Origin of the sequence: Corynebacterium haematomassiliense, assembly GCF_013978595.1 — a bacterium.
GTDB classification, from domain to species: domain Bacteria; phylum Actinomycetota; class Actinomycetes; order Mycobacteriales; family Mycobacteriaceae; genus Corynebacterium; species Corynebacterium lehmanniae.
On record NZ_JACDTZ010000001.1, the window covers coordinates 1,454,315 to 1,469,189 of the forward strand.

The 14,875-nt window shown below is 66.8% G+C and carries 14 protein-coding genes; 4 read left to right on the top strand and 10 right to left on the bottom strand.

The window, feature by feature from the left end; all coding sequences use genetic code 11:
- Positions 1–12: 12 nt before the first annotated feature.
- The 6 genes from H0193_RS06915 to H0193_RS06940 all read right to left on the bottom strand — a co-directional run bounded on the left by H0193_RS06915 (position 13) and on the right by H0193_RS06940 (position 4,848).
- The gene (locus H0193_RS06915; RefSeq protein ID WP_181889152.1) at positions 13–1,209 is read right to left on the bottom strand and encodes a glycoside hydrolase family 76 protein; all 1,197 of its coding nucleotides are present in this window, start codon (positions 1,207–1,209) and stop codon (positions 13–15) included.
- A gap of 227 nt (positions 1,210–1,436) precedes the next feature.
- Positions 1,437–2,147: a TrmH family RNA methyltransferase gene (locus tag H0193_RS06920; RefSeq protein WP_181889153.1), complete on the bottom strand. Its 711-nt coding sequence runs from the start codon at positions 2,145–2,147 to the stop codon at positions 1,437–1,439.
- The gene (gene pyrE, locus H0193_RS06925; RefSeq protein WP_181889154.1) at positions 2,092–2,619 is read right to left on the bottom strand and encodes an orotate phosphoribosyltransferase; all 528 of its coding nucleotides are present in this window, start codon (positions 2,617–2,619) and stop codon (positions 2,092–2,094) included. The genes H0193_RS06920 and pyrE overlap by 56 nt, the downstream gene beginning before the upstream one ends.
- 4 nt (positions 2,620–2,623) lie before the next feature.
- The gene (locus H0193_RS06930; RefSeq protein ID WP_181889155.1) at positions 2,624–3,532 is read right to left on the bottom strand and encodes a type III secretion system chaperone family protein; all 909 of its coding nucleotides are present in this window, start codon (positions 3,530–3,532) and stop codon (positions 2,624–2,626) included.
- Positions 3,533–3,561: 29 nt separating this feature from the next.
- Positions 3,562–4,404 (bottom strand): sulfurtransferase, encoded by an 843-nt coding sequence (locus tag H0193_RS06935; RefSeq protein WP_181889156.1) that lies wholly within the window; start codon positions 4,402–4,404, stop codon positions 3,562–3,564.
- 21 nt (positions 4,405–4,425) lie between these two features.
- Entirely contained in the window at positions 4,426–4,848 is a 423-nt protein-coding gene (locus tag H0193_RS06940) for a DUF4265 domain-containing protein (RefSeq protein WP_181889157.1), read from the bottom strand.
- Between the two features lie 70 nt (positions 4,849–4,918).
- Between H0193_RS06940 and panB the strand changes: the two genes are divergently transcribed.
- Complete coding sequence (panB, locus tag H0193_RS06945) at positions 4,919–5,737, top strand: 3-methyl-2-oxobutanoate hydroxymethyltransferase (RefSeq protein ID WP_269951842.1); 819 nt, start codon at positions 4,919–4,921, stop codon at positions 5,735–5,737.
- A gap of 23 nt (positions 5,738–5,760) precedes the next feature.
- Here panB and panC read toward each other — a convergent pair whose 3' ends face one another.
- The 3 genes from panC to H0193_RS06960 form a co-directional block, all read right to left on the bottom strand.
- Positions 5,761–6,555, bottom strand: coding sequence for a pantoate--beta-alanine ligase (panC, locus tag H0193_RS06950; RefSeq protein WP_181889158.1), 795 nt, complete (start codon positions 6,553–6,555; stop codon positions 5,761–5,763).
- An 11-nt stretch (positions 6,556–6,566) separates the two neighbouring features.
- The gene (gene clpB / locus H0193_RS06955; protein ID WP_181889159.1) at positions 6,567–9,113 is read right to left on the bottom strand and encodes an ATP-dependent chaperone ClpB; all 2,547 of its coding nucleotides are present in this window, start codon (positions 9,111–9,113) and stop codon (positions 6,567–6,569) included.
- Positions 9,114–10,113: 1,000 nt separating this feature from the next.
- Entirely contained in the window at positions 10,114–11,442 is a 1,329-nt protein-coding gene (locus H0193_RS06960) for a sodium/glutamate symporter family protein (RefSeq protein ID WP_181889648.1), read from the bottom strand.
- A gap of 80 nt (positions 11,443–11,522) precedes the next feature.
- Here H0193_RS06960 and H0193_RS06965 point away from each other — a divergent pair, with 80 nt between their 5' ends.
- Positions 11,523–12,536 carry a ferredoxin reductase domain-containing protein gene (locus H0193_RS06965; RefSeq protein WP_181889160.1) on the top strand — a complete coding sequence of 338 codons (1,014 nt, stop codon included), beginning with the start codon at positions 11,523–11,525 and terminating at the stop codon, positions 12,534–12,536.
- On the opposite strand, the gene H0193_RS06970 is transcribed toward H0193_RS06965, so the two are convergent.
- Positions 12,526–13,356 carry a carbon-nitrogen hydrolase family protein gene (locus H0193_RS06970; RefSeq protein WP_181889161.1) on the bottom strand — a complete coding sequence of 277 codons (831 nt, stop codon included), beginning with the start codon at positions 13,354–13,356 and terminating at the stop codon, positions 12,526–12,528. The two genes, H0193_RS06965 and H0193_RS06970, sit on opposite strands and share 11 nt — an antisense overlap.
- A gap of 91 nt (positions 13,357–13,447) precedes the next feature.
- On the opposite strand from H0193_RS06970, the gene H0193_RS06975 reads away from it, so the two are divergent.
- Positions 13,448–13,699 carry a hypothetical protein gene (locus H0193_RS06975; RefSeq protein ID WP_181889162.1) on the top strand — a complete coding sequence of 84 codons (252 nt, stop codon included), beginning with the start codon at positions 13,448–13,450 and terminating at the stop codon, positions 13,697–13,699.
- Positions 13,696–14,841 carry an alpha/beta hydrolase gene (locus tag H0193_RS06980; protein WP_181889163.1) on the top strand — a complete coding sequence of 382 codons (1,146 nt, stop codon included), beginning with the start codon at positions 13,696–13,698 and terminating at the stop codon, positions 14,839–14,841. Before H0193_RS06975 ends, H0193_RS06980 begins: the two co-directional genes overlap by 4 nt.
- The last annotated feature ends 34 nt before the right edge of the window (positions 14,842–14,875 follow it).

Consider the following 14,875-nt stretch of genomic DNA (forward strand, 5'->3'; position numbering starts at 1 on the left):
AGTATGCCCGTTTTACGCCTGCGCTGCAGCCACCCTCGCCGCCGCCTCCAGCAGCATCCAGCCGGAAAGTTGGACGGACAGGTCGCGCTCGTCGATACGCACGAGCCCCACCGCCTCGCTTATAGACGACGGCCCGAGCCCGTAGTTGTGCGGCAACTTCGCATCCTGGGTCCACTCCGCGGCGAACACCGGCAAACCGTCGACCTCCAGGCGGTGCGACCACAGCGACTCCGCCGACTGCATGACCAGCCGCGCCGCGATCTTGCGGGTGGCGACGTTCTCCTTCGAATCCTCCGGCAGCCGCATGGCAACCTCGGCCAGGTAGCGCGCGAGAATTCCCTTGAACAGGCCGCCGTCGCCCTCCCCAGACTCCTCCGGCGGGCTCAGCAGCACGCCCTGCGGGGTGGCCAGGTGCAGCGCAATCGCCTGCACAATCGCGCGGATGTGGGTGATGTAGAACATCGACGCGTCCGCGCGCTCCGAGTAAACGAAGGAATCGATCTGCTCGTCGTGCGCCAGGCCGACGTCCTCACGCAGCGCGAGCGCGATCTCGAGGCTGGCTCCGAGCGCGGTGCCCTGGTTGTAGGTGTACACCTTATCGACGACCTCCGGTCCGCTCATGCGCATCCGGATGCCGTCGTCAAGCAGGCCGTCCTCACGCACCAGGTTGTCGAAGATCCAGTCCACAATCTCGCGCGCCTTGTCTAGGCGGCCGGTGCGGGCGAACAGCAGCGCCGCGGTGGCGTTCGACGGCACGTTGTAGAACGTCTCGCCGCTTCGCCACGGCAGCACGCCCGTCACCGGGTCGATGCCCGCGAGCAGGTCAAACTCCAGGTCGTCCAGGTGGCGGTTGCGCTTGATCCCGCCGATGCGGGTCGCGCGGTTCCACGCCAGCGCCAGCCACGCCTTGTCGTCGTAGTGGACGTTGGTCAGCAGCTTGCCGCGGTTGCGGCGCTGCACCCCGCGCAGCGTGTCCGCGATCCGGCGGCGGCGCGATTTGGTCTCACGGCGGGTGGCGGCGTCGACCTGGCAGTCCAGGTACTGGGCCTGCCACCAGTAGTGCCAGTGCCAAAACAGGCGGTCCTTGGGGCCCGGCGGCCACGCCACCACCGCCAGGTTCGTCTTGGGCAGGCCCCAAAGCTTTTGCGCGTGGCGTTCATTTACGGCAGATTCAGCCAGGTCGGCGCGGTGCGCCCACGTTTCCGGCACAGGGGGACTCCTCAAGTTCAAACGGTTCGTACCTATATTGCCAGAGTGGCCGGATTCGTTTCACCGGTTCCGGCGGGTTGTGGGGGTGGCGGCGGGTTTTGGGCCTAGCCTCCTAAACGAAACGTGCAAAAGTTGACAATTGATACGGTCGTTCAACTTTAAACGTGCAGGTCAGAAGATTATAAGTTCTGACGCATGTAAAGTTTTGCGAAACCTGGGCGGGATGGTTACCACGCCTGGGAGAGGTCCGCGTGCAGGCGGATCCAGGCGTGCATCGCGATGCCGGCCGCGACGCCAGCGTTGATGGAGCGGGTGGATCCGAACTGGGCGATCGAGCAGGTCATCACCGACGCCTCCTGGGCTGCTTCGGTCACGCCGGGGCCTTCCTGACCGAACAGCAGGACGCACTCGCGGGGCAGCTCGGCGGTCTCCAGCGGCACGGAGCCGGGGGTGTTGTCGATGGCGACCACCGGGATGCCCTCCGCGGCGGCCCATTCCATGAGGTCGGCAACCGTTTCGTGGTGGCGGATGTGCTGGTAGCGGTCCGTGACCATCGCGCCGCGCCGGTTCCACCGCTTCCGTCCGACAATGTGCACCTCGCGGGCCAGAAAGGCGTTGGCGGTGCGCACGACGGTGCCGATGTTCATGTCGTTTTCGAAGTTCTCGATGGCCACGTGGAACGGGTGCCGGCGCTGGTCCAGGTCGGCCACGACCGCATCCAGCGACCAGTAGCGGTACGCGTCGACGACGTTGCGGCGGTCACCGTCGCGGAGAAACTCCGGGTCCAGGCGGGGGTCGTCGGGCCACTCACCTTCCCAGGGGCCGACGCCGTGGCGGCCTTCGTTCCATTCGGTGGGGCCGCGGAGCTCGTCTTCAGGCGAATTAGGCAAGGCCGAGGTCTTCGAGTCCGAGGAGGAAGCGGTACTCCAGGCCGGCATCGCGGAGCACCTTATCGGCGCCGGTCGCGCGGTCGACGACGGTGGCCACGGCGACCACCTCGGCGCCCTCCTCACGGCAGGCTTCGACGGCGGTGAGCGGCGAGTTGCCCGTGGTGGTGGTGTCCTCGACCACCAGCACGCGCTTGCCCTTGATGGACGGGCCCTCGATGCGGCGCTGCATGCCGTGCTTCTTGGCCTCCTTGCGCACCACAAAGGAATCGATCGGGCGGCCGGGGGCGTGCATGACGGCGGTGGCGACGGGGTCGGCGCCCAGGGTGAGGCCGCCGACGGCGTCGAAGTCCAGGTCGTCGGTGAGCTCGCGCAGCAGTTTGCCGATCAGCGGGCTGGCCTCGTGGTGCAGCGTCGCGCGGCGCAGATCCACGTAGTAGTCCGCCTCCTTACCCGAAGACAGGGTCACTTTGCCGTGCACCACTGCCAGCTCTTTGACCAGCTCAGCGAGTTTTTCCTTCATCGTTTTACTCCTTGTCGTCGAAAATTGAGCTCGGGCCCTGCATGCGGCGCACCCGGGTCAGGTCCACCACGCGGCGCTCGTCGCCGGCGATGGTTTCCACGTCGTCGCCGCCGATGGTGTGGTCGGCCACCTCGCCGCGCTCGCCGCCGGTGGTGCGGGTGGGCAGCTCCACGGGGTCTTCGGGGCGCTGCATCACCGGCTCGTCGTCTACCTCAGGTTCGGCCGCGGGGGCCTGGCCCGGGATGTCGCGGGTGGGGAATGGGAGGGTGAGCGGAGCATCGTCGAGAGGCGGGAGCGTCCGGGCCGCGTCCGCGAGCAACGCCAGGGGCGCAAGGGTGGCGTCCCAGTCCTGCGGGGTGGCGTCGCGGCCCAGCTGCGCAATCGCCCACGCGCCCTCGAACCAAACGGCCTGCACTGCGGCGGGCAGTTGTTCGAGCGCGGTGAGCACTCGCCTATCGACGAACCTCCGGCCCGCCCCCGCCTGCGTAGCAAAACACGTGAACCCGTGGTGCGTGTCCAGCTCCACCAGGTCATCGGAGCCTTCCGCCGCGAAATCCGTGCGGCGGAAATCCACCACCGCGCTGGTTTCCGCGCCGGTGCCCATGGCGATGACGGTGGCCTCTCCCAGGTCAGCCACGTGCGCGTCGTGCCCGTAGGCACTGCCTGTGGCAACGTTTCGGGCCGAGGCTCCCCCGGCGGCGGCGCCGCGCGACCACTCACCTGCCAGCATGTCGTCCCTGGACGCGAACGCGTAGCCGTGCTCGCGGGCCCAGGCGCGGCGGGCGCGCTTGCTGGGCTTGGCCGGTTTAGCGGGCTTTTCGGGTTGTGCGCTGCCCTCGCGGGCATCCGATGCGAACAGCGCCACGGCGGCAAGCAGCGCCGCGAGTGCGAGAACGAACAGCAGGATGACCATCGCGGCCTATGCTACCGCGCGGCCCGACACTAAATGTCCGTCGCCACCGGGTTGTCGCGGTTGCCGCTCCACTGGGACCATCCGCCCACGTAGTGCGTCAGCAGCGGCAGGCCGGCCTGCTCCATCGCGGCCAGCAGCAGGGCTGAGTGGTTGCCGGATCCGGAGTAGGTGATCACGCTGGCCGGGTCCGTGTTCTGGGTAACCCCCAGCTCGGAGAAGCGGTCGCGGATCTCATCGGTGCCCTTCACCTTGTGGGTCTCCGGGTCGAACAGGTCGTTCACCGGCAGGTTCCGGGCACCCGGGATGTGCCCGGCGCGCAAATCCAGGATCTCGCGGAGGCCCTGGAAACGGCGGGCACCTCTGGCGTCGATAAGCAATCCCTCAAATGCCCTGACGTCCTCCATGGTTGCGGACGGCAAGCTGCCCTCGGTGAGTTTGACGTCGCGCGGGACGACGATGCCGCCCGGGCCCGCGACTGTGGGGAAGCCTCCGCCGTCCCAGGTAGCGAAGCCGCCGTCGAGGATGTGCACGTCCGTGACCCCGGCCCAGCGCAGGATCCACCACGCGCGGGCGGCGAACAGTCCGTTGCCTCCGTCGTAAATGTACACCGGGCGGCCGTCCTCAATGCCCCAGCTCGCGGCGGCTTTACGCACCACGTCGATGCTGGGCAGCGGGTTGCGGCCCACCGCGCGGCCGGGCAAGCCGGCGAGCTGCACCGACGGGTCGCAGTACAGCGCCGTCGGGATGTGCTCAGATTGGAATTTGGACCACGCTTTGCCTGCTTTCGGCTCCCACAGCGCGGCGATGATGGTCTGCTTCTGGCCAGTCTGGATTCGCTCGTTGAGTTCAGCGGCGGAGACAAAGACGCTCATGGCCGCAAGTGTAACGGTGTTTTACGCCATGTACCCGGGAGCGAGCTGGATTGTGCCCTGCTCCTCTAGCCCGCTGAGCCACTCGGTGATCCCCTCGCGCGGGCAATCCGCGCCGATGCTGGCTGCGAGCATGCCGCCCGGCCCGAGCTCCACCCGGCACCCGAACGCCAGCAGGGTGCCGGCGATCTCGTCCGGGTCCAGCCCCTCTGGATCCTCCGGCAGCACGCGCACCGTCGACGCGCCGCCGCGCACCACAACGCGATCCACGTGGAACGCGCCGCCCACCGTCACGCACTCCACGATGTCGCCCATCGCTAGCGTCGTATCCACGAACGGCACGCTCGCCACCACAAAATGATTCGGCCCAATCTGGTGCGCCTGCAGCTGCTCGCTCTCAACGCCCGGGATTGCAACGCGGGTGAGGATCGTGGTGGTTGCCTGCATGCACGGCAGTCTAAACCCTTCCGCCGCCGATTTGGGATTTTTACGGTTGCTGCTGGCCTAGACTGCATGCGTGACTGGATACTTAGCCCCCACCAAGAAAATGCGCGTCGCGGACTTCGCGCGCAGAAAGTCTGACGGCGAGAAGTGGGCGATGCTCACCGCGTACGACTACGCCACCGCCCGCGTGTTCGCGCAGGCCGGCATCGAGTGTCTCCTGGTCGGCGACTCCGCGGCCAACGTGGTTTACGGCTACGACACCACCAGCCAGGTCTCCGTGGACGAGATGGCGTTCCTCGGCGCGGCCGTCGTGCGCGGCGCCGGGAATGCGCTGGTGATCATGGACCTGCCGTTCGGGAGCTACGAGGCGAGCGACGAGCAATGCGTCCGCACCGCCACCGACCTGGTGCGCCGCACCGGCGCCCACATGGTGAAGCTGGAGGGCGGCGTGCGGATCGCCCCGCGCATCCGGGCGCTGAAAAACGCAGGTCTTGCGGTATGCGCCCACGTGGGGTTCACCCCGCAGTCCGTGGACAACTTGAGCGGGTTCAAGGTCCAAGGCCGCGACGCTGGAGCGGAGCAATTGCGTGACGACGTCCACGCAGTCGTCCAAGCCGGCGCCGACATGGTGGTCTTCGAAATGGTGCCCGCGGATTTGGCGGCGGAACTTACCGCCTCGTGCCCGGTCCCGACCGTCGGCATCGGCGCGGGTGCAGGCACCGACGCCCAGGTGCTGGTCTGGCACGACATGGCGGACATGCCCGCCGGCGACCACCGCGCGAAATTCGTGCGCCGTTTCGGAACCGTCGGCGCGGACCTGGCCGCCGCGGCCGCGGACTACAAGCGCGCCGTGCACACCGGGGAGTTCCCGGCCGACGAGCACACGTTCTAGGAGGGCGCGGGTCGCTTGCAGCGCTAGAGCTCGATCGGGGCGTTGTCCAGCAGACGGGTCGCGCCGACCTTCGCCGCCACGAGCAGACGCGCCGGACCCGTGTACCCCTCCGGCAGATCTGACATGTCGGGGGCGGTGGCGACGAGGTAGTCGAGGTGGAGGCCTTTGGTGGCGTCGAGAAGCGAGCGCGCTTCGGCGAGGCTGCCGGTGGCCAGCGCCCGCGGGATGGCAAGGGCAATCTCGCGCTCCTCGGCGGAGAGGTAGCGGTTGCGCGAGGACAGCGCGAGGCCGTCGGTGTCGCGCACGATCGGGCAGCCGTGGATGCGCACGGGAAGGTGCAGGTCATCCACCATTTGCCGGATCAGCGCGAGCTGCTGGTAGTCTTTCTCGCCGAAGAACGCGTCCGCTGCGCCGGTCAGCGCGAACAGCTTCGCCACCACCGTGAGCACGCCCGCGAAATGCGTCGGCCTCGTCGCGCCCTCCAGCACCGCGCCGAGCGGGCCGGGCTGGATCGTGGTGCGCGGTCCGTGCGGGTACATCGTCTCCGGCGACGGCGCGAAGACGGCGTCGACGCCGAGGGCTTCAAGCTTTTCGACGTCCTCAGCCAACGTCCGCGGATATTTCTCCAAATCCTCTCCCGGCGCGAACTGCAGCGGGTTGACGAAGATGCTCACCACCACGGGGTTGCCCAACGCCTTGGCGGTGCGGACGAGAGCGAGGTGGCCGCTATGCAGCGCGCCCATGGTGGGGACGAGTGAGACGGGGCCGTCCGGAAGCGCGTTAGCCAGCGCTTCCGGGGTATGCACGAGTTGGGTCATGCACCCATTATCTACCTCGCGGTGACGTCCAGGCCCTCGCCACCGTCGGCGACGTCCACGTGGACCGTGTCGCCGTCGACGATCTCACCCGCCAGCAGCTTCTTGGCCAGGCGGTCGCCGATGGCCTGCTGGATTAGGCGGCGCAGCGGGCGGGCGCCGTAGGCCGGGTCGTAGCCGCGCTCGGCCAACCAGGACTTCGCGGAATCCGACACGTCGAGGGTCAGGCGACGGGCGGCGAGGCGCTCAGCCAGGCCGTCGAGCTGGATGTCCACGATGCCGACGAGCTGGTCCTGGCTCAGCGGGTCGAAGACCACCACGTCGTCGAGGCGGTTGATGAACTCCGGCTTGAAGTGGTGCTTCACCGCGTCCATGATCTGCTCGCGGTTGCCACCGGCGCCCAGGTTGGAGGTGAGGATGACCACGGTGTTGCGGAAATCCACCGTCCTACCCTGGCCGTCGGTGAGGCGACCTTCATCCAGAACCTGCAGAAGCACGTCGAAGACATCCGGGTGCGCCTTCTCGACCTCGTCGAAAAGCACCAGCGAGTACGGACGACGGCGCACGGCCTCGGTGAGCTGGCCGCCGGCGTCGAAGCCGACGTATCCCGGAGGAGCACCGACCAGGCGGGCGACGGAGTGCTTCTCGCCGTACTCGGACATGTCGATGCGGATCATGGCCGACTCGTCGTCGAAGAGGAACTCCGACAACGACTTCGCCAGCTCCGTCTTACCCACGCCGGTGGGTCCGAGGAAGAGGAAGGAACCGATCGGGCGGTTCGGATCCGCCACGCCCGCGCGGGAGCGGCGCACCGCATCGGAGACCGCGACCACGGCTTCCTTCTGGCCCACGACGCGCTCGCCGAGCACGGACTCCATGTTCAGCAGCTTCTCGGTCTCGCCCTGCATCATCTTGCCCGCCGGGATACCGGTCCAGGAGGATACGACGTCCGCGATGATGTCCGGGGTGACCTCCTCTTCCAGCATGGTCTTGTTGCTGGCCTCGGATTCCACCTTGGCTACCTCTGCCTCGAGCTCCGGGATGCGGCCGTAGCGCAGCTCGGAGACCTTGGCGTAGTCGCCCTCGCGCTCCGCGATCTCGGACTCGTTGCGCAGGCGCTCGAGCTCCTCCTTCGCGGACTGGACCTTGTTCACCTCCGCCTTCTCGTTCTCCCAGCGCGCCTTCATCTCGCCGAGGCGCTCACGCTGGTCCGCGAGCTCTTCGCGCAGGTGCTCCAGGCGCTGCGCGGAGGCGGCGTCGGACTCCTTCTGCAGGGCGATCTCCTCGATCTCCAGGCGGCGCACGATGCGCTCGAGCTCGTCGATCTCCTGCGGGGAGGAGTCGATCTGCATGCGCAGGCGCGAGCCGGCCTCGTCGACCAGGTCGATGGCCTTGTCCGGCAGGAAGCGGTTGGTGATGTAGCGGTTGGACAGCTCCGCCGCCGACACCAGCGCCGAATCCTGGATGCGCACGCCGTGGTGCACCTCGTAGCGCTCCTTCAGGCCGCGCAGGATGCCGATGGTGTCCTCCACCGTCGGCTCGCCCACGTAGACCTGCTGGAAGCGGCGCTCCAGGGCGGCGTCCTTCTCGATGTACTGGCGGTACTCGTCCAGCGTGGTCGCGCCGACCAGGCGCAGCTCACCGCGGGCGAGCAGCGGCTTGATCATGTTGCCGGCGTCCATCGCGGAGTCCCCGGAGGCACCGGCGCCAACGATGGTGTGCAGCTCGTCGATAAAGGTGATGATCTGCCCGTTGGACTCCTTGATCTCGTCCAGCACAGCCTTGAGACGTTCCTCGAACTCGCCCCGGTACTTCGCGCCCGCGACCATGGAGCCCAGATCCAGCGAGATCAGCGTCTTGCCCTTGAGCGATTCCGGCACGTCGCCAGCCACGATGCGGCGGGCCAGGCCCTCCACAATCGCAGTCTTACCGACGCCCGGCTCACCGATGAGCACCGGGTTGTTCTTCGTGCGACGGGAAAGCACCTGCACCACGCGGCGGATCTCCGAATCGCGCCCGATCACCGGGTCGATCTTGCCCTCGCGCGCACGCGCGGTCAGGTCCGTGGAGTACTTCTGCAGCGCCTGGAACTGATCTTCTGGATTGTCCGAGGTGACGGTCTTGCCGCCGCGCACCGAGGAGAAGGCTTCCTTGAGCGCCTCGAAGGTGGCGCCGCGCTTCGTCAGCAGCTCAGCGGCGTCGTCGCCTCCCTTTGCGATGCTGGCCAAAAGGACGTCGGCGGACACGAACTCGTCGCCAAGCTCGCCCGCGAGATCCTGCGCGTGTTGCAGTGCCGTCTGCAGGTCCCGGTTGATGCCCGGGTTGGCCATGTTCTGCCCCTGCGCGCTGGGGTAGGTGCTAATCAGCTCGCTGGCCTCGCGCGCGACGGTGTCTGGGTCCACGCCCGTGGCCTTGAGCACCGGGGCGGCGATGCCGTCCTCCTGCTTCAAAAGCGCTTCCAGCACGTGCGCCGGGCGCATCTCCGGGTTGCCGGCGGCAGAGGCGCGCATCTGCGCCTGCTGCAGGGCCTCCTGTGTCTTCTGCGTGTATTTATTCGCCATGATTCCATGGTCCTTTCTTGCCTAATGTTTGTTTCGCACTAGGTGTAACGCACAAGAAGTTGAGTCTGTTCCTGTCAACGGCAAAAAAGGTGCGCGGGGTTGGCTCAAAGTAGCATCGCACCAGATCACACGCGGGGGATACCCCCTTCAACAAAGAAACCCGCTAGGCGCGAAACCTAGCGGGGATTCTTATTGATACCGGATTTTAACCCGTCTTGTAGTTGCCAGTGTAAATATGAGTTCGTGCAAACGCAAACCACCTTGGCTATCACCAAAGCCTTGTCGGACGCCCGCTTCGATACATACCGGACCGTCGCTGGGGGCTCCGACGCGAAGGCACTTGAAATCTATTTATGGAATATTGGGGCGGCCGGTGCCGTCGCTGCGACCACCGGAATGGTCGAGGTGCAGCTGCGCAACAGTATCGACGCTCTACTTCAAGGGTGGAACGAGAACGAGCCCGTAAACGAGCCCGGTCGATCAGAACCGTATCCCCGCGGATGGCTTAAAGATCCTGCGCCGCGGCTCCGGCAGATTATCTCGCCCGCCAACCGGCCACCCATGTGGAAGAAGGCTGAACCCGCCCTTCTGGGCGAAGACGGCAACCCAACAAAGCCCAACCCAACGCATGACGATCTTGTGGCAGCCCTGCCGTTCGGATCCTGGTTGTTCCTTCTGCCACGCCCCGAAGTAACTTCCTCCCAGAACCCCAGGATGAGGATTTGGAACGAGGCTCTCAGTTCGGCATTTGCCCCTAAGCAGGGATCTTCGTTCCAACATGCGAGCCACGCCGTGATCTATAAGTGGGCGAGCACCGTGCGATTCGCCCGCAATCGAGCGAGCCACTTGGAACCGCTTTTGGAGCCAACCGAGCTCATGCGGTACCACAAAGTCTGTCTCCGCCTAATGAACTCGATGAATCCTGCGGCAGCGTCTTGGTTAGCCGGCCAGCAGTATATCCCTGCCGCTTTGCGCCGCCGGCCGTTCTAAGCACCAAGCTTTACGACGATCTCGCGACCGGTATCCACTTCATCGCGTAAGCAAGCACGACCACCCCGACCGCGATGGCGAAGGCGATCCAGCCGAAGACGGCGGTAAAGCCCGCGATGACCGCGATCGGCGCAATGATGGTGGTGCCGATTTCGAACGGGGCGAAACCGACGTAGGCCACGCCGTACTCGTTGAGCGTGCCGGACTTGAGCTTCGGGTCCACCATCTTCAAAAGCGCGATGCCGGTGGCCACTGCGGCGGTGGCCCAGCCCCAGCCGAACAGGCCGCGCTCGAGCCACTTGTCGCCGAAGAAGGTCGGGCCGGCCCAGAACATCCACACCACGCAGAACAGGGTGCCCAGCACGAAGATAAGCACGAGCGCCTGCCAGTAGCCGGCCAGCGCTGCGGGCACGATGGAGGCGATGCCGAAGGCGATCATGTAGTCCGTGGCCGCACCGGAAACAGAGTTGATGGTGGAGCTGTCCAGGTAGTTCGGGCGGCCGGCGAGCTTGAGCAGCAGGCGGCCGATAAGCCCGATGACGAACGCCATGGCGAACAGCGGGATGGACACGTTCGGCCACTGGCCCTTGATCACGCTGTTGACCATGTAGGCGATGAGCACGGTGAAGACGATGAAGCCGGCGTGCAGCGCCAGCGGCTCGATGGACGACGGGTTGGTGGTGGCCTTGCCGATGGAGGGGCGCTCGTCTTCGTTGTGGATGTAGCCGGTGCGCAGGTCGTCGGGAAGCGTGCCGGCGAGCTGGGAGGCCTTGCCCTTGCGGATACCCCAGTTGGCCATGATCACACCACCCACGATGGCCACCAGGGTGCCCACGGTGGCGGAGGTGAAGCCGATGGAGGACGCGCCCTCCACGCCGATCTCCTCGAGCGCGGAGCCCACGGCCGCCGCGGTGCCGAAGCCGCCGACGAAGCCGACCGGCAGCATCATGCCGAACCACGGTTCAGTGCCGAACACCGGCGCGAACAGGTACACGCCGAGCAGCACGAACAGGCCCCATTGGCCCATGAACATGGCGGTGGAGTAGCCCCACATGTTGCGGGCGCCGGAGGCGACGGAGCCGCCGAGCTCCATCGAGTAGGCCATGGACGCGAACACCACCGCGATCAGGAGCGTGGTGTAGGTGCCCACCTGGTCGGACCAGTGGATCACGCCCAGGATCTCGTCGCCCAGCAGCAGGCCGAGCAGTCCCGCGGTGATCGGAGCAGGCAGCAGCAGCGCCTGCAGCACCTTCAGCCGGTTGCGCAAAATGTTGCCGACGATGAGTAGGACCGAAATCCAGCCGATGTCCGTGAGCAGCGTATACGGGGTGAATTCCACCACAGCACCTCTTTTCTATCCACTTATCACATTCAAGCCGGGTGCAACTTTAGCCCACAGGCGCTAGGTAACCTGTTTTCATGCCTTCCGCCCACTTTGCCGAGATACTGCGCACCCACGGCCCGCAGGTCAGCCGCGCGTGGCGCGCCCGCTTCTCCGAGGCGTACCCGCAAGCAGAAATGATGCTGCCTCCTGGCGACGAGATGCCGCCAGTCCTCATGCGCGCCGCCCTCGCCGTGCTCGAGCGCCCCGCCGATAAGGTCCGCGACGATCTGAAGGCGTTGGCGCTGGACCTGCGCCGCACAGGGTTCCCGGCCGAGGAGTACCCCAATGCGGTGCACATGCTTATCGACGAAGCCGGGGCCGACGCGCCCGAACTGATCCAGGCGGCGGAGCTCATGCGCAATGCCGCCTCACAGGCGGACGTTGCTGGCGTGCCTGCCGCCACCGCCGCGCAGGTGACCAGCGTGGAGCGCCGCGGCGGGGTGCAGGTCGTGCGCCTGGAGGCCGGCACGCCGGTGCCCTACGCCCCCGGACAGGTCATCCCGGTGATGTCGCCGAATCGCCCCGGCGAGTGGACCGGCCTGGTCCCCGCGCTGCCGTCCAACCAGCTCGGGCAGCTGGAGTTCCACGTTCCCGACGAGATGCAGTTGCAGCCGGGCGACTGGTTGACGTTGGGGGCGGCGCGGGGCGGGGTACGCGGGGACGTCGATAGGCAATTGCTCCTGGTTGCCGCCGAGGGTGGGTTCGCGGCGGCGAAGGCGCTGGTCTTCCACTATTTGGAGCAGACCGATCCGCCGGAGGTGCACCTCGTGGTCGGTGCGAGCGGGCCGGAGGGGTTCTACGACACGGCGGCGCTGGACGCACTTGCCAAGGCGCAGGACTGGCTGGACGTGGCGTGGATTGCGCAGTCGCGGGTGGGTGCGCCGCTGGAGCAGGTGGTTTCCGGCGCCGGGATGTGGTGGGGCCGCGAGGTGATCGTGTGCGCGAATGAGGAGCGCGCGGTGAGCCTGGCCGCGGCGCTGGAGGTGGCCGGGGCGCGGGACGTGCAGACCGTCGCCCCCGATGCGGCGCCGGAGTGGTTTAGCGCATAGCGCTGTGCTGCCTAATCGCCTCTAGCGGCAGCTGCTTGCGTGCCTCGTCTGCGTCAGTCGGGTCGATCTCCACCACCAGGGTTTCCGGGCCGTAGCCGGCCTCCGCGAGGCGTGTGCCAAACGGGTCCACCACCACCGAATGCCCCGCGCCCGTGGGGCCTGAGGGCTCGCCGGCCTTGGCTTCGAAGTCCGGGCGCGCCTGGTCGGCCGCCGCGATGAACACCCCGGCGTCCAGCGCACGCGCGGCGGTGAGGATGTGCCACTGCCCCACCTTGCCCGGCCCGTCCGCCCAGCTCGTGGGTACCACAACCACCTTTGCGCCGCGTTGGGCAAGCTGTTGGAACTGCTCCGGGAAGCGGATGTCAAAGCAGGTGGCCACCCCCACCGTCACGCCGTCGTGGACGAACGTGACCAGCTCACCACCTGCGCGCACTGTGTCCGACTCCTTGTAGTTGAAGGCGTCGTAAGTGTGGATCTTGTCGTATCCCTTATGCACCCCGCCGCCGGTGATCAGCGCGGTGTTGTAGACGCGGTTGAGTTCCTTGCCGTCCACGGTGTTGGTGTCTGCGGGGCGGAACATGCCGGCGACGATGGTGACGCGGAGCTCGTCACTAAGCTTTTTGAGCCCTGTGGCGAACGGACCGTCCAGCTCTTCTGCCTGCGTATCCAGCCGCCCCTGCCCGAACGCCTGGCTGGCGGCCTCGGGCAGGACGATCAGCGTTGCGCCTTGGGCGGCGGCGTCGCGGACCAGCGGTTCGATGGCGGCCAAATTTTCCATCTTGTCGCTGCCGGAGGCGAATTGCAATAGCGCGATCTTCATGTGGATAACTCTAGGTGCGCCTCAAGGGAGTTATCCACAGATTTGGAACAGGGTATTGCGTCGGCTGTTGCGTTCGCGGATGGTTCGTTGCATGACATTTCTTCAACTGACCACAGAGACCGCACGTGCCGCCCGCAGCTGCATCCGCAGCTTCGGCGCCCTTCCCACCGCCCACCTGAGCCCGTCGCGCTCCGCATCCGCGCTCGCAACGTTGCAGGACACGGAGCATTTGCTTGTCGACGACACCACGTCCCGCCTTGACACCCACCTCCACGATGTCGCCGCGTTTGCGTCCGAAGTGGAGCAGGCAGATGCCCGATTCGGCAAGGAGCTCACGCCATGACATACAAACCAGCACTGATCGCATCCGAATTGTTCGCCGCGGCCGCCGCCACCAGATTGGCCGCTGAGGGTACGCGAGAGCGCGCGGAACACGCGCCGTTTTCAGCCGCTGTGATTGCGGATTCCGGGTTCCGCGGCCCCGCGTTCGAGGTCTCTGCGGCCAGGTTTGCGGACTACGGCTCGTCGCTAGGCGCAAGCGCCGAGCGGCTGGAGCAAGCCTCGGTGGCTTTGGTCGCCGCCGCCGCCCTGCAGCAGCAGTTAGACGAGGCCGCCCAGTTCATCGGCATGTACTCCCATTCCCGCGTCGTGCTGTGGCTCAACGGCATGTCCATGATGCTGGACCTGAGGCTGTCTCGGACCCTGCTGGGCGCATCTGGTAAAGAGCAGGACTACGACCCGCTGTTCGACCACCCGGACGAGTCCTTCGAATCCCTGCACGCCCGGCACGCGCAGACGGTGCCGGCCTCCACGCTGCGCGCGGTGGAGGACGCCGGCGGCGTTCTCCTGGAGGCCGGGCCGACGGCGAGCACGGTGCTCGTCGGCGACGCGGTGGACCCGGCGCGCGTGATCACCATGGTCGCAGGCGCGACCACCGGCAAACCATCGCAGCTGCCGGGCGAGCTGGAAAAGGCCCGGATGCTCTCGGAGAAAACCGGGGCCGCGGTGGTGGTGTGGCAGGGCTACGCCCCTCCCCCGCTACTCACGGACGCAGCCTCGCCCCACCGCGCCCACGCCGGCGCGGACGACCTCGCCATGTTCCAAGCCGCGCTGGAGGAGCGCTTCCCTGACGCGCAAAAGACCGTGGTGTCCCACAGCTACGGCACGCTTTTGGCCACCAAGGCGGCGCACCAGCACGGGTTGCTCGCGGACGACCTGTGGATCCTGGGCAGCGCTGGCGTGTCTGGCGAGCACGTCTCAAAGCTGACGCTCGCCGGACCGGAGGCGACGGTGCACGTGGTGGATTCCCCCGAAGACCCGATCCTGCTGCTGCGCTCCGGGCCGACGGCGGCGCTCGGCTCGTCGCCGTCGTACATCGGGTGGGGCGGCGAGCGTGTGCTGGGTGTGAGAGGCGACCACACCGACTACTTCACAGACCCCGCGTTCTTGTCTGCTTTGCAACAGCGCGCCGACCCGCCTGCGTAAATGTCGTTACCATGGCGCACGTTGAATGAAACCA